16 protein-coding genes are annotated in these 20,792 nt (G+C 61.5%); 9 read left to right on the top strand and 7 right to left on the bottom strand.

Annotated features, from left to right (window positions below):
- The first annotated feature begins 2 nt into the window (after positions 1-2).
- The 7 genes from pilQ (at position 3) to hemE (ending at position 13,106) form a co-directional block, all read left to right on the top strand.
- Positions 3-2,081, top strand: coding sequence for a type IV pilus secretin PilQ (gene pilQ, locus D6877_RS19110; RefSeq protein ID WP_130911778.1), 2,079 nt, complete (start codon positions 3-5; stop codon positions 2,079-2,081).
- Between the two features lie 4 nt (positions 2,082-2,085).
- Positions 2,086-2,604: a shikimate kinase AroK gene (gene aroK / locus D6877_RS19105; RefSeq protein WP_024011270.1), complete on the top strand. Its 519-nt coding sequence runs from the start codon at positions 2,086-2,088 to the stop codon at positions 2,602-2,604.
- 152 nt (positions 2,605-2,756) lie between these two features.
- The gene (aroB, locus tag D6877_RS19100; protein ID WP_130911777.1) at positions 2,757-3,857 is read left to right on the top strand and encodes a 3-dehydroquinate synthase; all 1,101 of its coding nucleotides are present in this window, start codon (positions 2,757-2,759) and stop codon (positions 3,855-3,857) included.
- Between the two features lie 10 nt (positions 3,858-3,867).
- Complete coding sequence (locus D6877_RS19095; RefSeq protein WP_039756683.1) at positions 3,868-5,454, top strand: AAA family ATPase; 1,587 nt, start codon at positions 3,868-3,870, stop codon at positions 5,452-5,454.
- 351 nt (positions 5,455-5,805) lie between these two features.
- Positions 5,806-10,251 carry a glutamate synthase large subunit gene (gene gltB, locus D6877_RS19085; protein WP_130911776.1) on the top strand — a complete coding sequence of 1,482 codons (4,446 nt, stop codon included), beginning with the start codon at positions 5,806-5,808 and terminating at the stop codon, positions 10,249-10,251.
- A gap of 115 nt (positions 10,252-10,366) precedes the next feature.
- The gene (locus tag D6877_RS19080) at positions 10,367-11,785 is read left to right on the top strand and encodes an FAD-dependent oxidoreductase (protein ID WP_039757038.1); all 1,419 of its coding nucleotides are present in this window, start codon (positions 10,367-10,369) and stop codon (positions 11,783-11,785) included.
- A gap of 253 nt (positions 11,786-12,038) precedes the next feature.
- Positions 12,039-13,106, top strand: coding sequence for a uroporphyrinogen decarboxylase (gene hemE / locus D6877_RS19075; RefSeq protein ID WP_130911775.1), 1,068 nt, complete (start codon positions 12,039-12,041; stop codon positions 13,104-13,106).
- Between the two features lie 174 nt (positions 13,107-13,280).
- Here the strand turns inward: hemE and D6877_RS19070 are convergent, their stop codons facing one another.
- Positions 13,281-14,555: an MFS transporter gene (locus D6877_RS19070; RefSeq protein ID WP_130911774.1), complete on the bottom strand. Its 1,275-nt coding sequence runs from the start codon at positions 14,553-14,555 to the stop codon at positions 13,281-13,283.
- A gap of 118 nt (positions 14,556-14,673) precedes the next feature.
- On the opposite strand from D6877_RS19070, the gene D6877_RS19065 reads away from it, so the two are divergent.
- Entirely contained in the window at positions 14,674-15,576 is a 903-nt protein-coding gene (locus D6877_RS19065) for a LysR family transcriptional regulator (RefSeq protein ID WP_130911773.1), read from the top strand.
- 274 nt (positions 15,577-15,850) lie between these two features.
- A complete protein-coding gene (locus tag D6877_RS19060; RefSeq protein ID WP_130911772.1) occupies positions 15,851-16,039 on the top strand; it encodes a transcriptional regulator in 189 nt (62 codons plus the stop codon).
- A 106-nt stretch (positions 16,040-16,145) separates the two neighbouring features.
- Here the strand turns inward: D6877_RS19060 and D6877_RS19055 are convergent, their stop codons facing one another.
- Genes D6877_RS19055 through D6877_RS19030 form a run of 6 tightly spaced genes read right to left on the bottom strand, consistent with a single transcriptional unit; the run spans position 16,146 to position 20,693 of the window.
- Positions 16,146-16,589 carry a hypothetical protein gene (locus tag D6877_RS19055; protein WP_064363258.1) on the bottom strand — a complete coding sequence of 148 codons (444 nt, stop codon included), beginning with the start codon at positions 16,587-16,589 and terminating at the stop codon, positions 16,146-16,148.
- Positions 16,590-16,618: 29 nt separating this feature from the next.
- Positions 16,619-17,845, bottom strand: coding sequence for a beta-ketoacyl-ACP synthase (locus D6877_RS19050; RefSeq protein ID WP_130911771.1), 1,227 nt, complete (start codon positions 17,843-17,845; stop codon positions 16,619-16,621).
- Complete coding sequence (gene fabG, locus D6877_RS19045) at positions 17,845-18,573, bottom strand: 3-oxoacyl-ACP reductase FabG (RefSeq protein WP_016772040.1); 729 nt, start codon at positions 18,571-18,573, stop codon at positions 17,845-17,847. Before fabG ends, D6877_RS19050 begins: the two co-directional genes overlap by 1 nt.
- On the bottom strand, positions 18,566-19,030 hold the full coding sequence (locus D6877_RS19040; protein WP_130911770.1) for a hotdog family protein: 465 nt from the start codon (positions 19,028-19,030) through the stop codon (positions 18,566-18,568). The genes fabG and D6877_RS19040 overlap by 8 nt, the downstream gene beginning before the upstream one ends.
- Entirely contained in the window at positions 19,027-20,223 is a 1,197-nt protein-coding gene (locus D6877_RS19035; RefSeq protein WP_130911769.1) for a beta-ketoacyl-[acyl-carrier-protein] synthase family protein, read from the bottom strand. The genes D6877_RS19040 and D6877_RS19035 overlap by 4 nt, the downstream gene beginning before the upstream one ends.
- On the bottom strand, positions 20,220-20,693 hold the full coding sequence (locus D6877_RS19030; RefSeq protein WP_130911768.1) for a hypothetical protein: 474 nt from the start codon (positions 20,691-20,693) through the stop codon (positions 20,220-20,222). The genes D6877_RS19035 and D6877_RS19030 overlap by 4 nt, the downstream gene beginning before the upstream one ends.
- Between the last annotated feature and the right edge of the window lie 99 nt (positions 20,694-20,792).

The raw sequence follows: 20,792 nt of genomic DNA, 5'->3' as shown, positions 1-20,792 counted from the left end.
CAATGAACAGGATTTTCTCCACCCTCGGTTTTTCGCTATGGATAGCGCTGGTGTCACCGATGGTAATGGCGGCCAGTCTGAAAGCGCTGGATGTTGCCGCGCTGCCGGGTGACCGCGTCGAACTGAAGCTGTCGTTCGACGGCCCGCCACCACAGCCCAAGGGCTACACAACCGAGTCGCCGGCGCGCATTGCACTGGATCTGCCGGGCGTGACCAGCCAGTTGGCCAGCAGGAATCTTGATCTGGGCAGCGGCAACGCGCGCACGGCCACGGTGGCCGAAGCCAAGGATCGCACGCGGCTGATTGTCAGCCTGACGCAGTTGGCGCCTTACAGCACGCGGGTCGAGGGCAATAATCTGTTCGTGGTGGTCGGTCAGGGCGCTTCCGCGACTGCGCCGCGCCCGGCTGCCGTTGCACCGCGTGCCGCCACGGCCGCCGCGGCACCGGCCAGACCAGCCGCGCAACTAAGCCGGGCGATTCGCGGCGTCGATTTCCAGCGCGGCACCGAGGGCGAGGGCAACGTAGTCATCGACCTCTCTGATCCGACCATCGCCCCGGATATCCAGGAGCACGATGGCAAGATCATCCTCAGCTTCGCCCGCACGCAATTACCGGAAAAGCTGCGCGTGCGCCTGGACGTCAAGGACTTCGCCACGCCGGTGCAGTTCGTCAACGCAGCGCTCACCGGCGATCGCACCGTCATCAGCGTCGAGCCCAGCGGCACCTTCGACTACTCCACGTTTCAGACCGACAACAAGCTCACCGTCAGCGTGCGGCCGATGAGCATCGACGACCTGCAAAAGCGCAACGCCGACCGTCAGGCCTATGTCGGCGACAAGCTCTCGCTGAATTTTCAGGACATCGACGTGCGCTCGGTGCTGCAACTGATCGCGGACTTCACCAACCTCAACCTCGTAGCAAGCGACACGGTGCAGGGCGGTATCACGTTGCGCCTGCAGAACGTGCCGTGGGATCAGGCGCTGGATCTGGTGTTGAAAACCAAGGGCCTGGACAAGCGCAAGATCGGCAATGTGCTGCTGGTCGCGCCGGCCGATGAAATTGCCGCTCGCGAGCGTCAGGAACTGGAATCGCAGAAGCAGATCGCCGAGCTGGCGCCCCTGCGTCGCGAGTTGCTGCAAGTCAATTACGCCAAGGCAGCGGACATCGCCAAGTTGTTCCAGTCGGTGACCAGTGCCGAGGCCAAGGTCGACGAGCGCGGTTCGATTACCGTCGATGAGCGAACCAACAACATCATTGCCTACCAGACCCAGGATCGCCTCGACGAACTCCGGCGGATCGTCGCGCAGCTGGATATTCCGGTACGCCAGGTGATGATCGAGGCGCGCATCGTTGAGGCCAACGTCGACTACGACAAGAGCCTGGGCGTGCGCTGGGGCGGTTCGGTGCAGAACAAGGGCAACTGGAACGCCTCCGGGGTCAACGGTTCGTCGAGCACCATCGGTACGCCGGGCAGCACCGGCACCAACTCGCCGTTCGTCGACATGGGCACGGTCAATAACACTTCGGGGATCGGCATCGCATTCATCACCGACAACGTGCTGCTGGATCTCGAACTGACGGCGATGGAAAAGACCGGCAACGGTGAAATCGTCTCGCAGCCGAAGGTGGTCACCTCGGACAAGGAAACCGCAAAAATCCTCAAAGGCACCGAGATTCCCTATCAGGAGGCCAGCTCCAGCGGCGCGACCTCGGTGTCGTTCAAGGAGGCCTCGCTGTCGCTGGAAGTCACCCCGCAGATCACACCGGACAACCGCATCATCATGGAGGTCAAGGTCACCAAGGATGAGCCCGACTACCTGAACAAAGTGCAGGATGTGCCGCCGATCAAGAAAAACGAGGTCAACGCCAAAGTGCTTGTAAATGACGGCGAGACCATCGTAATCGGCGGTGTTTTTTCAAATACTCAAAGCAAGGTCGTAGATAAGGTGCCATTTCTTGGCGATGTGCCGTATCTTGGCCGCCTTTTCCGGCGTGATGTGGTTTCGGAGAAAAAATCCGAGCTGCTGGTATTTCTCACTCCGCGTATCATGAATAACCAGGCGATTGCTGTGAGTCGTTGATTCTGTGCGAAATTTGATACTTGTAGGACCGATGGGTGCTGGCAAAAGCACCATCGGCCGATTGCTGGCCAAAGAGCTGCGCCTGCCGTTCAAGGATTCCGACAAGGAAATTGAGCTGCGCACGGGTGCCAATATCCCATGGATCTTCGATAAGGAAGGCGAGCCCGGCTTTCGTGATCGCGAGCAGGCGATGATCGCCGAGCTGTGCGCGTTCGATGGCGTGGTGCTGGCGACCGGCGGCGGCGCGGTGATGCGTGATGCCAATCGCAAGGCCCTGCATGAAGGCGGGCGCGTGGTGTATCTGCACGCCTCCGTCGAGCAGCAGGTCGGCCGCACCTCCCGCGATCGCAATCGGCCGCTGCTGCGTACCGCCGATCCGGCGAAAACCCTGCGCGACCTGCTCGAGATCCGTGATCCGCTTTATCGGGAAATCGCCGATCTGGTGGTGGAAACCGACGAGCGGCCGCCACGCATGGTGGTGCTCGACATTCTCGACCGCCTCGCGCAGTTGCCGCCCCGTTAAAGCATCGTCCGAAATGCGCTATCCTCGGCGTCCTGTCAGCGTCCGCCGAGGGTGTGGCGGATGCCGGGCGAGCGGCGTCATACCGCTACAGGCCGCAGAACACCAATAATTTCAGGGCAGGATGCCTGCTTCCATCTTCACTGTGGGGACACATGCAGACACTCAAGGTCGATCTAGGCGAGCGCAGCTACCCGATTCATATTGGCGAAGGTCTGTTGGATCAGCCGGAACTGCTGGCGCCGTATGTCCATGGGCGGCAGGTGGCAATCATCTCCAACGAAACCGTCGCGCCGCTCTATCTCGAACGTCTGACCCGCAGCCTTGCGCAGTTCTCGGTGATCTCGGTGGTGCTGCCTGATGGCGAAGCCTTCAAGAACTGGGAAACCCTGCAACTGATTTTCGATGGTCTGCTGACCGCCCGTCATGACCGCCGCACCACCGTGATCGCCTTGGGCGGCGGGGTGATCGGCGACATGGCCGGGTTCGCTGCCGCCTGCTATCAGCGCGGCGTCGACTTCATTCAGATTCCTACCACGCTGTTGTCGCAAGTCGATTCCTCGGTTGGCGGCAAGACCGGCATCAATCATCCGCTGGGCAAGAACATGGTCGGCGCGTTCTATCAGCCGAACGTGGTGCTGATCGATACCGCATCGCTGAAAACCCTGCCGGAGCGCGAGTTGTCGGCGGGCCTGGCGGAAGTCATCAAGTACGGCCTGATCTGCGACGAGCCGTTCCTGACCTGGCTCGAGGAAAACGTCGATGCCCTGCGTGCGCTGGATCAGACCGCGCTGACCTATGCGATCGAGCGTTCCTGCGCGGCCAAGGCTGCGGTGGTCGGTGCCGATGAAAAGGAAACCGGCGTGCGCGCCACGCTCAACCTCGGCCACACCTTCGGCCACGCCATCGAAACCCACATGGGCTATGGTGTCTGGCTGCATGGCGAGGCGGTGGCGGCGGGCACGGTGATGGCGCTGGAAATGTCCGCGCGCCTGGGCTGGATCAGCGAGCAGGAGCGTGATCGCGGCATTCGTCTGTTCCAGCGTGCCGGCTTGCCGGTCGTTCCGCCTGAAGAGATGAGCGAAGCCGATTTTCTCCAACACATGGCAATTGATAAAAAAGTGATCGACGGTCGTCTGCGCCTGGTGCTGCTGCGCCGGATGGGCGAAGCGGTAGTGACCGACGATTATCCGAAAGAGGTTCTACAGGCCACGCTGGGAGCGGATTACCGCGCCCTGGCTCAGCTTAAAGGTTAAAACGATTCCGATGACTAGTTTGCATGCCGACGAGGCGTTTCTCGGCCATTTCCAGTTAAGTCACGACCCGTTCGCGCCACGGGTGCCGGGCTTCAAATTCTTCCCGGCCCAGCGCAAACCGGTGCTGGGTCAACTGCATCACCTGGCGCGCTACAGCCAGTTGCTGCTGGTGGTCACCGGCCCGCAAGGCAGCGGCAAGACCCTGCTGCGGCAGGCGCTCGTTGCCAGTACCAACAAGCAATCGGTGCAAAGCGTGGTGGTTTCCGCCCGTGGCGCCGGTGATGCGGCCGGCGTGCTGCGCCAGGTGGCGCAGGCGCTGGATGTCGCTCAGGCCGAAGTCGGTGCGATTCTCGAGCAGGTGGTGCAACTGGGTCTGACCGGGCAGGAAGTCTATCTGCTGGTGGACGATGCCGAGCAGCTCGACGAGTCCGCGCTGGAAGCGTTGATGGCGCTCGGCGCCGGCACGCCGGAAGGTCGTCCGCATGTATTCCTCTTCGGCGAGTCGTCGCTGATCGCTCAGCTCGAGGCGTTGCAGCTCGAAGAAGAGCGTTTCCATGTCATCGAATTGCAGCCGTACACCGAAGAAGAGACCCGCGAATATCTCGACCAGCGGCTGGAAGGCGCGGGTCGGGGTGTCGAACTTTTCACCGCAGATCAGATCTCTGATATTCACGAAAGCTCCGAGGGCTGGCCAGGCAACATCAACCAGGTCGCTCGCGATGCACTGATCGAAGTCATGATTGCCAGCCGCTCCGCGGTCAAGCGTCCAAGTATGGGGTTCAACATGCCGAAGAAACACGTATTGGCGATTTCCGCCGTCGTTGTGGTCGCGGTTGCCGCCGCCTGGCTGATGCCGGGTCGCAGCAAGGCACCGACCACCGGTGCTCCGGCCAATGAACAGGCGCAACTGCCATTGGGTCAGGGTGCAGCGAACGGCGCCAACCCGTCCGTCGAATTCGCCGGCAACACCCAGCCGATGCCGCTGCCATTGGTCGGCAACTCGCAGCCGGTCATGCGTGGCCCGCTCGCTGAAGCCGCCGGTGGCATTACCGAAGGCGACGACGGCGTGCCGCTGGAAGGCTCCAGCGATACCCCGCCGACCGTAACCACCTCCGCGCCGCCTGCTGGCGTTCCGGCCGGTCCTGCGCCGACACCGGTTCCGACCCCTGCCGCCAAACCGGCACCAACCCCGGCGCCGACGCAGATCGCCACAGCCAAGCCTGCTCCGGCCACTCCGGCGCCAGCCGCGAAACCGGCTCCTGCTCCGGCCAAGCCTGCCGACAAGCCAGTCACCGTGGCCAAAGCCGCCGGTGGCAGCTGGTACGCCGGTCAGCCGACCAGCAACTACGTGGTGCAGATCCTCGGTACCAGCTCGGAAACCGCCGCGCAGAACTTCGTCAAGGAGCAGGGCGGCGAGTACCGTTATTTCAAGAAAGTCCTCAACGGCAAGCCGCTTTACGTGATCACCTACGGCAACTTCGCCAATCGTGATGCGGCCGTTTCTGCCATCAAGGCCTTGCCAGCGAAGGTTCAGGCTGGTAAACCTTGGCCTCGCACTGTCGCCAGCGTCCAACAGGAACTGGCAACAACTCGCTGAAGATTCGGCGGCCTTACCCAGGCCGCCTCTCCCGGCACCTCAAAATCTCCATAAGTGCGCGCTTTCTGAAAAGGATGCGTGCCTTGTGGTGTCTGCGTCACAGTAGTTTTTGAGTCGTTGCGGTCAGAATTTAAAAAAGTTTTGACTAGCACAGCAGATCGTTTTAAACCTTTCACAAATGCGACATGAATTTGCGACAGTTCGTCGTCAAATTTGTGAGCCTCTGTGTCGCTGTGTACAATGACCACCCTTTTGCCCCCGCTAAGCCGGCGTACGTTCGGCGCGGATCGCAAGTGGTTGAATTGAAAAGAAATTTGCCTCGAGTAGAGGCAGCCTGGTGAGAAAGTGTCTATGAAAGCAGGTCTGTACCAACCAGATGAATTCAAGGATAACTGCGGTTTCGGCCTGATAGCTCATATGCAGGGCGAGCCCAGTCATACCCTTTTGCAAACGGCCATCGAGGCCCTGACCTGCATGACCCACCGCGGTGGGATTAATGCCGACGGCAAGACCGGTGACGGTTGCGGTCTGCTGATTCAAAAACCCGACGCCTTCCTGCGAGCCATTGCCCAGGAAAGCTTCGGCGTCGAAATGCCCAAGCAATATGCCGTGGGCATGGTGTTCTTCAATCAGGATCCGGCCAAGGCCGAAGCCGCTCGCGAGAACATGAACCGCGAGATCCTCGCCGAAGGCCTGCAACTGATCGGCTGGCGCAAAGTGCCGATCGACACCAGCGTCCTCGGCCGCCTCGCCCTTGAACGCCTGCCGCAGATCGAGCAGGTCTACATCGGCGGCGAAGGCCTGAGCGATCAGGACATGGCCGTGAAGCTGTTCAGCGCCCGTCGCCGTTCGTCGGTGGCCAACGCCGCTGACACCGACCACTACATCTGCAGCTTTTCGCACAAGACCATCATCTATAAAGGCCTGATGATGCCGGCCGACCTGGCCGCGTTCTATCCAGACCTGAGTGACGAGCGCCTGCAAACCGCGATTTGCGTGTTCCACCAGCGTTTCTCCACCAACACCCTGCCGAAATGGCCGCTGGCGCAGCCGTTCCGCTTCCTCGCCCACAACGGCGAGATCAACACCATCACCGGTAACCGCAACTGGGCGCAGGCCCGTCGGACCAAGTTCACCAACGATCTGATGGATCTGGAAGAACTCGGCCCGCTGGTCAACCGTGTCGGTTCCGACTCCTCGAGCATGGACAACATGCTCGAACTGATGGTCACCGGTGGCATCGACCTGTTCCGTGGCGTGCGCATGATCATTCCGCCTGCGTGGCAGAACGTCGAAACCATGGACCCGGATCTTCGTGCGTTCTACGAGTACAACTCGATGCACATGGAGCCGTGGGACGGCCCGGCCGGCGTGGTAATGACCGACGGTCGCTACGCGGTGTGCCTGCTCGACCGTAACGGTCTGCGCCCGGCGCGCTGGGTCACCACCAAGAACGGTTTCATCACTCTCGCCTCGGAAATCGGCGTGTGGAACTACCAGCCTGAAGACGTGCTCGCCAAGGGTCGCGTCGGCCCTGGCCAGATCTTCGCTGTGGACACCGAGACCGGGCAGATCCTCGATACCGATGCGATCGACAACCGTCTGAAATCCCGTCATCCGTACAAGCAATGGCTGCGCAAGAATGCCCTGCGCATTCAGGCGACCATGGAAGACAACGACCACGGTTCGGCTTTCTACGACGTCGACCAGCTCAAGCAGTACATGAAGATGTATCAGGTCACGTTCGAAGAGCGTGATCAGGTGCTGCGCCCGCTTGGCGAGCAAGGTTACGAAGCCGTGGGCTCGATGGGCGACGACACGCCGATGGCCGTGCTGTCCCAGCGTGTACGCACGCCGTACGACTATTTCCGCCAGCAGTTCGCGCAGGTCACCAACCCGCCGATCGACCCGCTGCGTGAAGCGATCGTGATGTCGCTGGAAATCTGCCTCGGTGCCGAGCGCAACATTTTCCAGGAGTCGCCGGAACACGCCTCGCGCGTGATCCTCAGCTCGCCAGTGATCTCGCCGGCCAAGTGGCGCTCGCTGATGAACCTCGACCGTCCGGGTTTCGAACGGGCGATCATCGACCTCAACTACGACGAAAGCCTCGGCCTCGAAGCGGCGATCCGCAACGTTGCCGATCAGGCTGAAGAAGCCGTGCGCGCCGGGCGTACCCAAATCGTCCTCAGCGACCGCCATATCGCTCCGGGCAAGCTGCCGATCCACGCCTCCCTGGCGACCGGTGCCGTGCACCACCGTCTGACCGAAAAAGGCCTGCGTTGCGATTCCAACATCCTCGTTGAAACCGCGACCGCCCGTGACCCGCATCACTTCGCGGTGCTGATCGGTTTCGGCGCCTCGGCGGTCTATCCGTTCCTGGCCTACGAAGTGCTGGGCGACCTGATCCGTACCGGTGAAGTCCTGGGCGACCTCTACGAGGTGTTCAAGAACTACCGCAAAGGCATCACCAAAGGTCTGCTGAAGATCCTGTCGAAGATGGGCATCTCGACCATCACTTCGTACCGCGGTGCGCAGTTGTTCGAGGCCATCGGCCTGTCCGAGGAAGTCTGCAACCTGAGCTTCCGTGGCGTGCCGAGCCGTATCAAGGGTGCACGTTTCGTCGACATCGAAGCCGAGCAGAAAGCCCTGGCCACCGAAGCCTGGAGTCCGCGCAAGCCGATCCAGCAGGGCGGTCTGCTGAAGTTCGTCCACGGTGGCGAATATCACGCGTACAACCCGGACGTGGTCAACACCCTGCAAGCCGCCGTGCAGCAGGGCGACTACGCCAAGTTCAAGGAATACACCTCGCTGGTGGACAATCGTCCGGTGTCGATGATTCGCGACCTGTTCAAGGTCAAGACCCTCGACACGCCACTGGACATCAGTGAAGTCGAGCCGCTGGAGTCGGTGCTCAAGCGCTTCGACTCCGCCGGTATCTCGCTGGGCGCACTGTCGCCGGAAGCTCACGAAGCCCTGGCCGAAGCCATGAACCGCCTCGGTGCGCGTTCCAACTCCGGCGAAGGTGGTGAAGATCCGGCGCGTTACGGCACCATCAAGAGTTCGAAAATCAAGCAGGTCGCCACTGGCCGTTTCGGTGTAACCCCGGAATACCTGGTCAACGCCGAAGTGCTGCAGATCAAGGTCGCCCAAGGCGCCAAGCCGGGCGAGGGCGGGCAACTGCCGGGCGGCAAGGTCAACGGGCTGATCGCCAAGCTGCGTTACGCAGTGCCGGGCGTGACCCTGATTTCGCCACCGCCGCACCACGACATCTATTCGATCGAAGATTTGTCGCAGTTGATCTTTGACTTGAAGCAGGTCAACCCGCAGGCGCTGGTTTCGGTGAAGCTGGTAGCAGAAGCGGGCGTCGGCACCATCGCCGCCGGTGTGGCCAAGGCCTATGCCGACCTGATCACCATTTCCGGCTACGACGGTGGCACCGGTGCTTCGCCGCTGACCTCGATCAAATACGCAGGCGCACCGTGGGAGCTCGGCCTGGCTGAAACCCACCAGACTTTGCGCGGCAACGACCTGCGCGGCAAGGTCCGGGTGCAGACCGACGGTGGCCTGAAAACCGGTCTCGACGTGATCAAAGCCGCGATCCTTGGCGCCGAGAGCTTCGGCTTCGGTACCGCGCCGATGATCGCACTGGGCTGCAAATACCTGCGCATCTGCCATCTGAACAACTGCGCCACTGGCGTCGCGACGCAGAACGAGAAACTGCGCAAGGATCACTACATCGGCACCGTCGACATGGTGGTGAATTTCTTCACCTACGTCGCCGAAGAAACCCGTGAGTGGCTGGCCAAGCTTGGCGTGCGCTCCCTCGAAGAGCTGATCGGTCGCACTGATCTGCTGGAAATCCTCGAAGGCCAGACCGCCAAGCAACATCACCTGGACCTGACGCCGCTGCTGGGCAGCGATCACATCCCGGCGGACAAACCGCAGTTCTGCGGCGTTGAGCGCAACCCGCCGTTCGACAAAGGTCTGCTCGCGGAGAAGATGGTCGAGCTGGCCGCGTCGGCGATCAACGACCTCAGCGGTGCTGAGTTTGAGCTGGATATCTGCAACTGCGACCGTTCGATCGGCGCCCGGATCTCCGGCGAAATCGCGCGCAAGCATGGCAACCAGGGCATGGCGAAAGCGCCGATCACCTTCCGTTTCAAAGGCACGGCAGGTCAGAGCTTCGGCGTGTGGAACGCCGGCGGTCTGAACATGTACCTGGAAGGCGACGCCAACGATTACGTCGGCAAAGGCATGACCGGCGGCAAGCTGGTCATCGTGCCGCCGAAGGGCAGCGTTTATAAAACTCAGGAAAGCGCCATCATCGGCAACACCTGCCTGTACGGCGCCACTGGCGGCAAGTTGTTCGCCGCCGGCACCGCAGGCGAGCGTTTCGCCGTGCGTAACTCCGGTGCCCACACCGTCGTGGAAGGCACTGGCGATCACTGCTGCGAGTACATGACCGGTGGTTTCGTCTGCGTGCTGGGCAAGACCGGTTACAACTTCGGCTCTGGCATGACCGGTGGTTTCGCCTACGTGCTCGATCAGGACAACACCTTCGTTGACCGGGTCAATCACGAACTGGTGGAGATCCAGCGGATCAGCGGCGAGGCGATGGAAGCCTATCGCAGCCACCTGCAGAACGTGCTGAACGAGTACGTCGCCGAAACCGACAGCGAGTGGGGTCGTGAACTCGCCGAAAACCTCGACGATTACGTGCGTCGTTTCTGGTTGGTCAAACCGAAGGCAGCGAGTCTGAAATCTCTGCTCTCCAGTACGCGGGCAAGCCCACAGTGAAGCAGCTGCAAGCTTCAAGCGACAAGCTAGAAGCTTGCGCGGTGAGGCGGATTAATTTGATTTTCTTGCAGCTTGAAGCTTGTAGCTTGAAGCTGTCGTGTACGAGGTTTTGAAGATGGCCGAACGTCTCAGTAACGACTTTCAATTCATCGATGTCGGGCGCAAGGATCCGAAGAAGAAACTGTTGCGTCAACGCAAGAAAGAGTTCGTTGAAATCTACGAGCCGTTCAAACCCCAGCAGTCGGCCGATCAGGCCCACCGCTGCCTGGGTTGCGGCAACCCGTATTGCGAATGGAAGTGCCCGGTGCACAACTTCATTCCCAACTGGCTCAAATTGGTCGCCGAGGGCAACATCCTTCAGGCCGCCGAGCTGTCGCACCAGACCAACACCCTGCCGGAAGTCTGCGGCCGGGTGTGCCCGCAGGATCGTCTGTGCGAGGGTGCCTGCACCCTCAACGACGGCTTCGGCGCGGTGACCATCGGTTCGGTCGAGAAGTACATCACCGACACCGCGTTCGCCATGGGCTGGCGCCCGGACATGTCCAAGGTCAAACCGACCGGCAAACGTGTCGCGATCATCGGCGCAGGCCCGGCGGGTCTGGGTTGTGCCGACGTGCTGGTGCGTGGCGGCGTGACCCCCGTGGTATTCGACAAGAACCCGGAAATCGGTGGCCTGCTGACCTTCGGCATCCCCGAGTTCAAGCTGGAAAAGACCGTGCTGAGCAATCGTCGCGAAGTCTTCACCGGCATGGGCATCGAGTTCCGTCTCAACACCGAAGTCGGCAAAGACGTGACCATGGAACAACTGCTCGCCGAGTACGATGCGGTGTTCATGGGCATGGGGACCTACACCTACATGAAGGGCGGCTTTGCCGGTGAGGACCTGCCAGGCGTTTATGACGCGCTGGACTTCCTCATCGCCAACGTCAATCGCAACCTGGGCTTTGAAAAGTCGCCGGAAGATTTCGTCGACATGAAAGGCAAGAAGGTTGTGGTCCTGGGCGGCGGCGACACGGCGATGGACTGCAACCGCACGTCGATCCGTCAGGGCGCCAAATCGGTGACCTGTGCCTATCGTCGTGACGAAGCGAACATGCCCGGCTCGCGCAAAGAGGTGAAGAACGCCAAGGAAGAAGGCGTGAAATTCCTCTACAACCGCCAGCCGATCGCCATCGTCGGTGAAGACAAGGTCGAAGGCGTGAAAGTGGTCGAGACCCGTCTCGGCGAACCGGACGCCCGTGGCCGTCGTAGCCCCGAGCCGATCCCGGGTTCCGAAGAGATCATCCCGGCCGACGCCGTGGTCATCGCTTTCGGCTTCCGCCCGAGCCCGGCACCGTGGTTCGAACAGTTCGAAATCCAGACCGACAGCCAGGGCCGCGTTGTTGCGCCCGAGCAAGGTCAGTACAAGCACCAGACCAGCAACCCGAAAATCTTCGCCGGTGGCGACATGGTGCGCGGTTCTGACCTGGTGGTGACGGCGATCTTCGAAGGGCGCAATGCGGCTGAAGGCATCCTCGATTACCTGGGTGTCTAACCCCGGCGCCTGAGCCAAACGCAATACTCCTGTGGGAGCGAGCCTGCTCGCGAAAGCGGTCTGTCAGCCAACTTCAATGTTGGATGTGCCGGCCTCTTCGCGAGCAGGCTCGCTCCCACAGTTGTTTTAGGGTGTTGCGGAAAATCGTGTTCCAACGCAATAAATTGACCCGATAGACAAAAGGCTGACCCACATCCGTGCCTTTTGCCTCGCGCTCTGAGAAAATGCCCGCACTTTTTTTCCGGATGCCGACATGACTGCCCTGAAGAACGACCGTTTCCTCCGCGCCCTGCTCAAGCAACCCGTTGACGTCACACCTGTGTGGATGATGCGCCAGGCCGGTCGCTACCTGCCGGAATACCGCGCCAGCCGCGCCCATGCCGGCGACTTCATGAGCCTGTGCATGAATCCGGAGTTCGCCTGCGAAGTCACCCTGCAACCGCTCGACCGCTACCCGCAACTGGACGCGGCGATCCTGTTTTCCGACATCCTCACCATTCCCGATGCCATGGGCCAGGGCCTGTACTTCGAGACCGGTGAAGGCCCACGCTTCAAGAAGGTCGTCAGCACCCTCGCTGACATCGAAGCCCTACCGATCCCCGACGCGCACAAAGACCTCGGCTACGTCATGGATGCGGTCAGCACCATCCGCCGTGAACTCAACGGCCGCGTACCGCTGATCGGCTTCTCCGGCAGCCCGTGGACACTGGCGACCTACATGGTTGAAGGCGGCTCGTCGAAAGACTTCCGCAAGACCAAAGCGATGCTCTACGACAATCCGCAAGCCATGCACCTGCTGCTCGACAAGCTGGCGCAGTCGGTGACTTCCTACCTCAACGGCCAGATCATGGCCGGTGCACAAGCGGTGCAGATCTTCGATACCTGGGGCGGCAACCTGTCGGCTGCGGCGTATCAGGAATTCTCCCTGGCCTACATGAAGAAAATCGTCAGCGGCCTTATCCGCGAGAACGACGGACGCAAAGTGCCGGTGATCATCTTCACCAAGAACGGCGGCCTGTGGCTGGAAAGCATCGCCGAAGCCGGCGCCGACGCCCTCGGCCTGGACTGGACCTGCGACATCGGCAACGCCCGCGCCCGGGTCGGCGACAAGGTCGCGCTGCAAGGCAACATGGACCCGACGGTGCTCTACGCCAAACCGGAAGCGATCCGCACTGAAGTCGGGCGCATCCTCGCCAGCTACGGCAAGGGCAGCGGCCACGTGTTCAACCTTGGCCACGGTATTACGCCTGAGGTTGATCCAGAACATGCCGGCGCGTTCCTGCGCGCGGTGCATGAGCTGTCGGCGCAGTATCACGAGTGATCAGCGCCCAATGAAAAACGCCCGGCCAATGCCGGGCGTTTTCTTTTGCACGATCTAATGTCGTACCCAAATCAACTGTGGGAGCGAGCCTGCTCGCGAAAGCGGTGTGTCATTCAACTGATGTTGCCTGACACAGTGCATTCGCGAGCAGGCTCGCTCCCACAGGGTTTTATGTCAGGCTTTGACGCCCTGCAACGGCGGCAACTTCGCCAGCTTCAACGCCACCAGCAGGGCAATCAGCAACAACGCACCAATAAACAAGCCGATCCCGTTCCACCCACCCAGATGCCAGAACACCCCGCCCGCCGTCCCGGCAATGCTCGATCCGGCGTAATAACTGAACAGATACAGCGACGACGCCTGACCCTTGGCCGTCAACGCGCGCCGGCCGATCCAGCTGCTCGCCACCGAGTGCGCGGCAAAGAAGCCGAAGGTGAACACCAGCATGCCGACGATCACCAGCAACAGCGGCGTCAACATCGTCAGCGCGAGCCCGGCGAACATCAGCGCAATGGTCGCCCAGAGCACTTTGCGTCGCCCGAGTTTGTCCGCCAGCGAACCGATCTTCGCCGAGCTGTAGATTCCCGACAGGTAGACCACCGAGAGCAATCCGACAAATACCTGATCGAGGTTGTACGGCGCAGCCAGCAAGCGGTAGCCGATGTAGTTGAACAGCGTGACAAACGCGCCCATCAGCACAAACGCTTCAAGAAACAGCAGCGGCAGGCCGGCGTCGCGAAAGTGCATGGTGAAGCCGTCGAGCAGGCTGCGCGGGTGCAGCGAGCGAGCACGGAAGTTGCGCGACTCCGGGAGTATCTTCCAGAACACCGCCGCTGCGACCAGCGCCAGACCGCCAATCACCAGCATCGCCGTGTGCCAGCTGACGAAGTCAATCAGCACGCCGGTTATCAAGCGTCCGCTCATCCCGCCGATCGCGTTGCCGCCGATGTACAAACCCATTGCCAGGCCGATGTGCTGTGGATGGATTTCTTCGCTCAGATAGGTCATCGCCACCGCTGCCAGGCCGCTCAATGACAGGCCGATCAGCGCGCGCATGATCAATACGCCGTGCCAGCTCGGCATCATCGAACTGGCGATGGTGCACAACGCGGCAGCGAACAGTGCGGCGACCATCACCGGTTTACGGCCGATGCGGTCGGAAATCGGCCCGGTGATCAGCAGACCGAAGGCCAACATGCCGGTCGCCACCGAGAGGATCAGACTGCTCTGCGCCGCGTTGATCCCGTATTCGTGGGACAGCAGCGGCATCATCGGTTGCACGCAATAGAGCAGCGCGAACGTCGCAAAGCCGCCACAGAAAAGCGCCAGCACTGTGCGCATGAACGCCGGCGTACCTTTTTCGATGTAGATCTCCTGCAGCTCGGCGAGAGCATCGTCGTCGGCAGGGGGCGGGATTTCGTGGGCAAGGGGCGCGACAGCAGTTTTCACTTCAGACCTCGGAAAGCACAGCCGGGCAGGCAATGAAAAAATCATATAGCTGGCTAATGTTTCTATCCAATATATTGTTCGACCTGTTTGATAGCTTCAGCGACCTAATGGTAATCCTATGGAACTGCGTCATCTGCGTTACTTCATCGCCGTCGCCGAAGAACTTCATTTTGGCCGGGCCGCACAGGTGCTGGGCATCTCCCAGCCACCGCTGAGCCAGCAGATTCAGGCGCTGGAGCAACAGCTCGGCGCGCGATTGTTCGAACGCACCAATCGTCGGGTCGAATTGAGCGAGGCGGGCAGATTGTTTCTGCAGGAGGCGCGGCTGGTGCTGGCACAAGTCGACAGAGCAGCGGACGTCGCCCGCCGTGCGCAACTTGGCGAGCTGGGTGAGTTGAAGATTGGCTTCACCTCGTCGGCACCGTTCAACTCGACCATTCCGCAGGCGATTTTTTCCTTTCGTCAGCGCTTTCCGGCGGTGCATCTGAATTTGCGCGAAATGAGCAGCACCATGGTCGCCGATGCCTTGGTGGACGAGTCGATCGAAGTCGGGATCATGCGCCCGCTCGGATTGCCAGATTCACTGAGTGTTGTGGAGTTGATGCGCGAGCCATTGGTGGCGGTGCTCAGTTCCAAGCATCCGTTGGCCCAAGGCAGCGACGAAGGCCTGTTTCTCTCGGCGCTGGCGCTGGAACCGTTCGTGTTTTTTCCGCGCAGCTATGGCAGCGGGCTCTACGCACAACTGCTCAGTCTGGCCCGTGATGCCGGCTTCAGCCCGCACTTTGCCCAAGAGGCTGGCGAGGCGATGACCATCATCGGTCTGGTCGCAGCGGGCCTCGGTGTGTCAGTGCTGCCAGCGTCCTACCAACGCATGCGCATCGACGGCGTGGTCTACCGCCCGCTGCTCGATCCCGAAGCGGTTTCGGCTGTGTGGCTGGTGCAGCGCAAGGACCAGAAATCGCCGATGGCCAGGGCGTTTGTCCAACTGCTTACGCACAAGGTTGAGCCGCTGACGGTGTGAAGGCGCCTGGCGCTTTCGCGAGCAGGCTCGCTCCCACAATTGATCTGGGCGCTCACCGAAATTGTGGATGTCTCCTAGCTCCTGTGGGAGCGAGCCTGCTCGCGAAAAGGCCGGAAGCAGCACACGTGCTGGTCCTGGTAACAGCACAATCGGTGATCATTTCTGAATCATACGAAGTTAGGGGGTTTCCTACACCGGTTCCGGAAACCGCTGTCTTGTCGGCATTCCTGATCGTCGCTAATTTGTCTTTCCTCGTCACTTCTCGAAGAGAACCATGATCGAAAAATTCACGCGTTGGAACTCCGCCGATTTTTTGCTGACGGATGCGGACCTGAAAGATTATCTGGAGGCTTGTATGGACGAAGCGAGAGGTGATGACCGGTTCATTGTCAAAGCGCGTGAAACAATCGAGCGAGCGCGTCTTAGAACTAACTATCCCGAAAAGGGGCTTGTGAGACTCTGAGGATCCTGGGCAACCAGCCATCGCAGAGCCAGGCAGGTAATCGGCGATGACAAGCCAACCTGTCTGTGAAAGGGCGCCGAATGGCGCCCTTTGTCGTTTCTGGCGGTTACTGAACCTTCGCCAGATCACCCTTCAGCGCAACGCCTGCCATGATCGCGCCGGCGTGGCATTCGTAGGTTTGCGCGTCCTTGCGCTCGTTGCGCTTGTAGAAACTGACGATGTTGGTCACGGCGTTGGCGCCGGCGTTTTTCGCGGCCTGGTGCAGGCTGATGATTGCCGATTGGGCGACCCACTCGCAGGCGACTTCGTCGGATTTGTTGAAGGCGTTGGTTTTCTTGTTGGTCACGGCGTCGGGGCTGACCACGGTGACTTTGCCCGCCGGGGTGTTGCCGGCCAGATAGAATTTCACGCTGCCATCGATCTTGCCGGAGCGGGTGGCCTCGGCGACGGCTTTGTCGAATGGCAGGTAGACCGCCGTGTCGCGGGCCTGGCTGACTGCTGGCAGGGCGCAAAGCAGCAGGGTGACGGCGGCGAGTTTGTGGAAGTGCATGAAGGTCTCCTTGACCTGGATTGATTCGGTTACGGCCAGCGGCGGAAGATCAACGAGGTGTTGACGCCGCCGAAAGCGAAGTTGTTGTTCATCACGTAGTCGTGGTGCATCTGACGAAACTCGCCGCGCAGGTAATCGAGCTTGCCGCAGTGCGGGTCGACCTCGTCGAGGTTGAAGGTGTGCACGTAACGGTCGCTGTTGAGCATCTCGATGCTGAACCATGACTCCAGCGCACCGCAGGCACCGAGGGTGTGGCCGAGGAAACTCTTCTGCGAGCTGATCGGCATGTGTTCGCCGAACAGGCTGCTGGTGGCCAGCGTTTCGGCGATGTCGCCCTGTTCGGTCGCGGTGCCGTGGCCGTTCACATAACCGATGGCGTCCGGGCTGAGGCCGGCATCTTCCAGGGCCAGTTCCATGGCGCGGCGCATCGTGAGCTGTTCCGGGCGCGTGGTGTGCTGGCCGTCGGCGTTGCTGCCGAAACCGACGATTTCCGCGTGAATGTGCGCGCCACGGGCGAGGGCGTGTTCCAGCTCTTCAAGCACCAGCATGCCGCCACCTTCACCGATCACCAGACCGTCGCGGCCCTTGTCGTACGGCCGTGGGCTGGTCTGTGGTGCATCGTTTTTCAGGCTGGTGGCGTAGAGCGCGTCGAACACCATGGCTTCGGTCGGGCAGAGTTCTTCCGCGCCCCCGGCGAGCATCAATGGCAGGCGGCCGAACTTAATTGCCTCATAGGCGTAGCCGATGCCCTGGCTGCCGCTGGTGCAGGCGCTGGACGTCGGAATCAGGCGGCCGGTGAGGCCGAAGAAAATGCTGATATTGGCGGCGGTGGTGTGCGGCATCATCCGCACATAGGAGTTGGCGTTCAGGCCCTCGGCCACCGAGTTGAGCAGCATGTTGCCGAACGCTTTGATTTCGTCAGTGCTACCGGTAGATGACCCACAAGCGACGCCCATGCGCCCGTCCTTGATCGATTCGTCACCGAGCAGGCCAGCATCGGCCAGAGCCTTTTCTGCTGCGCCGACCGCCAGTCGCGAAACCCGGCCCATGCTGCGCAACTGCTTGCGGGTCCAGTGCGACGGTACGAGAAAATCATCGATAGGCCCGGCCAGACGCGTGTTCAGCTCAGTGAAGCGATCCCACTCGTCCATGCGGCGAATGCCACTGCGATTGGCCGCGAAATTGCCGGCAATAGTCGGCCAGTCGCTGCCCAGTGAGGTGATGCCGGCCATGCCGGTGACGACGACGCGCTTCATCAGCACAGGCCTCCGTTGACCGCCAGGACCTGACGGGTGATGTACGAGGCTTCCGCCGACATCAGGAAATTCACCGCAGCGGCCACTTCCTCAGGGGTGCCCATGCGTTGCGCGGGGATCATTTTCATCAGTTCCTCAACCGGCACGTTTTCGTCGAGCATGGCCGTGTCGATCAGGCCAGGGGCGACGCAGTTAACCGTAATTTTGCGCTTGCCCAGCTCAATGGCCAATGCCTTCGCGGCGCCAATCACCCCGGCCTTCGAAGCGCTGTAGTTGACCTGGCCACGGTTGCCGATCAGGCCCGACACCGAAGTGATGCAGACGATGCGTCCGGCGGCGCGACGACGGATCATCGGCATCATCACCGGGTGCAGAACGTTGTAGAAACCGTCGAGGTTGGTGCGCAGGACCACGTCCCAATCGTCATCGCTCAGCGCCGGAAACGCGCCGTCGCGGGTCAGCCCGGCGTTAAGCACCACGCCGTAATAGGCGCCATGGTTTTCGACGTCGGCCTCGAGAATGCTTTTACAGGTTTCACGGTCGGCGACGTCGAATTGCAGGATGCGCGCGCGGCGACCCAGTGCTTCGATTTCGGCCTGCACCGCTTGGGCTTCAGTCATGCCGCTGCGGCAATGCAGGACGATGTCATGCCCGGCCTGCGCCAGACGCAAGGCAATGGCGCGGCCGATGCCACGGCTGGAGCCGGTGACCAGTACGGATTCAGTCATCGTGCGACTCCTTTGTCTGTTGCAGATATTGGTTGGCTTGCGGCGGACGGAACACGTTCAGCCGGGCGCTGGCATGAATGCCGTCGCCGTGGATGTGACATTCGAATACGCCCATGCCGTTGTCGTCTTCCAGTGAGCGCAGGCCATGGATGGTCAGCTCGCTGCCGGACGCAAAGGCTTCGACGTTGCACTCGAATTTGCGCGTGCCGAGGAGAAAGCCCAGCTCCGGCGGATTGCCTTTTTGCCGGGCGTGGCAACCGGCGAAAGCGGCGACGCTCTGCGCCATCAGCTCGACGCCGACCCACGCCGGCAGGCTGCCGTCGGGCAGGTTGAACAGGCCGTCGGGCTTGACCGTGAGGCGAGTGAAAATCTGCTCATCGTCGAAGCGCTCGATGGCGTCGATCAGGATCATGTCGCCGGCATGCGGCAACAGTTCGGCGAGCGGCCAGTGGCTCATGGTGCGTCTCCGATAATCAGGCTGACGTTGTTGCCGCCGAAGGCAAACGAGTTGCTCATCAGGTAGCGCGGTGCAATGGACGTCAGGCGTTCGCTCGCGGTCACCCAGTTGAGCGGCGGCAGCGCGGGATCGGCGTGACCGTCCCAGATGTGCGGCGGCAACGCCTGTTCAGGGTTTTCGGCACTCAGGCTGAGCCAGCAGAACGCCGCTTCCAACGCGCCGGCCGCGCCGAGGGTGTGACCGGTCAGCGGTTTGGTCGACGAGCAGGCGACGCCTTCGGGAAACAGCGCCGCGACCGCCAGACTTTCCATCGCGTCGTTGTGCGCAGTGGCGGTGCCGTGCAGGTTCAGGTAGTCGATTTGCGCGGCTTGCAGACCAGCGCGGCCAAGCGCTTTCTGCATCGCTTGCAGGGCGCCGCGGCCGCTCGGCTCCGGCGCGGAAATATGGTGCGCATCCGAGCTGGCGCCCGTCCCCAGCAGGGCGATTCCCGGGCCCTCGCCGCGCTGTTTGCTCATCACGAACAGTACCGCTGCCTCGCCGATATTGATGCCGTTGCGGTTGGCGGAAAACGGATTGCAGCGTTCATCTGAAACGGCTTCCAGCGAAGAGAACCCGTTCAGCGTGAGCTTGCACAGACTGTCGACGCCGCCACACAGCACCGCATCGCACAGGCCCAGGTCGAGCAGGCGCTGGGCGCTCATCAGCGCGCGGGCGCTGGAGGTACAGGCTGTGGAAATCACGTAGGCCGGGCCGCTCAGTTGCAGCCACTCAGCGAGAAAATTCGCCGGGGCGCCGAGTTCCTGCTGGCGATAGTCGTACTCGGGAGGAAATTGCTGTTCGCGAATGTAATGCGCAAGACCCCGGCTGGCCTCGTCGATGCCCGAGGTGCTGGTGCCTAGCACCACGCCTATGCGCTCGCGGCCGAAGGTCTGGATCGCACGATCGATGTCGTCTCGAATCTGCAGCGCTGCTTCCAGCAGCAGCTGATTGTTGCGGCTGCTGTGCTCGATCAGTTCGACCGGGATCGGCGCCAATTCACCGTGCACGCTGGCCACAGGCAGTTCACGTTCGGCGACCCAACCGGACTCGCGGCGCATGCCCGAACAGTCGCCGGCAAACAGATTGCGCGCGACTTCAGACTTGTCGCGGCCCAAAGCGCAGATCACGCCGAGGGCATTCAGGTAAGCGGTCATGGCGTCGATTCACCTAACTGGGAAACGCGATAGTGCGGGCCCTGAGGCAGGTTCAATTCGAAGCTCAGCGGCTGTGAATAGCGGATGTTCCAGCGCGCCGGCAGTGAACGCTGATCGGTTGTTTGCCGGGCGTCGGGATAGTTGCGCAGCAGCTCGGCGGACGGCGTCAGGGCGAACAGCAATGCGGCGAACAGCTCCCGCGCCTCGGGATTGGGCGGCAGCAGACCGTCGGCCCGCCAATGCCCGTCGATCAGTTGCTGACGCGCCTGGGGAATGCCCAGCGGATCCATCATCGACCAGCGCGTGCCGGCGCCTTCGCGCTGGATCACCAGCAGCCAGTCCTGACGCTGCCCGGCTTGCTCGCGCTCGATGTGCAGTTGCAGCGGCAGGGGCAATGTCGGGTTGGCCGCTGGTAGCGGTGGCTGGCTGGTGCAGGCGCTGAGCAGCAGGGCTGACAAAACGATCACCATCCATGCAGCAAACCCTGTGGGAGCGAGCCTGCTCGCGAATGCAATCTGACATTCGCCACCTTTGCTGACTGATACACCGCTTTCGCGAGCAGGCTCGCT

It is taken from the genome of Pseudomonas sp. Sample_9 (assembly GCF_004307535.1).
Lineage (GTDB): Bacteria > Pseudomonadota > Gammaproteobacteria > Pseudomonadales > Pseudomonadaceae > Aquipseudomonas > Aquipseudomonas mercuritolerans.
Note: the sequence above shows the minus strand (reverse complement) of the source record. Positions and strands in the feature narration are given on the sequence as shown.

What these genes read in the sequence shown, in the direction of transcription:
- pilQ (WP_130911778.1), top strand. Translation starts at nt 3, where the DNA reads ATGAACAGGATTTTCTCCACCCTCGGTTTTTCGCTATGGATAGCGCTG.
- aroB (WP_130911777.1), top strand. Translation starts at nt 2,757, where the DNA reads ATGCAGACACTCAAGGTCGATCTAGGCGAGCGCAGCTACCCGATTCAT.
- D6877_RS19095 (WP_039756683.1), top strand. Translation starts at nt 3,868, where the DNA reads ATGACTAGTTTGCATGCCGACGAGGCGTTTCTCGGCCATTTCCAGTTA.
- gltB (WP_130911776.1), top strand. Translation starts at nt 5,806, where the DNA reads ATGAAAGCAGGTCTGTACCAACCAGATGAATTCAAGGATAACTGCGGT.
- D6877_RS19080 (WP_039757038.1), top strand. Translation starts at nt 10,367, where the DNA reads ATGGCCGAACGTCTCAGTAACGACTTTCAATTCATCGATGTCGGGCGC.
- hemE (WP_130911775.1), top strand. Translation starts at nt 12,039, where the DNA reads ATGACTGCCCTGAAGAACGACCGTTTCCTCCGCGCCCTGCTCAAGCAA.
- D6877_RS19065 (WP_130911773.1), top strand. Translation starts at nt 14,674, where the DNA reads ATGGAACTGCGTCATCTGCGTTACTTCATCGCCGTCGCCGAAGAACTT.
- D6877_RS19060 (WP_130911772.1), top strand. Translation starts at nt 15,851, where the DNA reads ATGATCGAAAAATTCACGCGTTGGAACTCCGCCGATTTTTTGCTGACG.
- D6877_RS19055 (WP_064363258.1), bottom strand. Translation starts at nt 16,589, where the DNA reads ATGCACTTCCACAAACTCGCCGCCGTCACCCTGCTGCTTTGCGCCCTG.
- D6877_RS19050 (WP_130911771.1), bottom strand. Translation starts at nt 17,845, where the DNA reads ATGAAGCGCGTCGTCGTCACCGGCATGGCCGGCATCACCTCACTGGGC.
- fabG (WP_016772040.1), bottom strand. Translation starts at nt 18,573, where the DNA reads ATGACTGAATCCGTACTGGTCACCGGCTCCAGCCGTGGCATCGGCCGC.
- D6877_RS19040 (WP_130911770.1), bottom strand. Translation starts at nt 19,030, where the DNA reads ATGAGCCACTGGCCGCTCGCCGAACTGTTGCCGCATGCCGGCGACATG.
- D6877_RS19035 (WP_130911769.1), bottom strand. Translation starts at nt 20,223, where the DNA reads ATGACCGCTTACCTGAATGCCCTCGGCGTGATCTGCGCTTTGGGCCGC.
- D6877_RS19030 (WP_130911768.1), bottom strand. Translation starts at nt 20,693, where the DNA reads ATGGTGATCGTTTTGTCAGCCCTGCTGCTCAGCGCCTGCACCAGCCAG.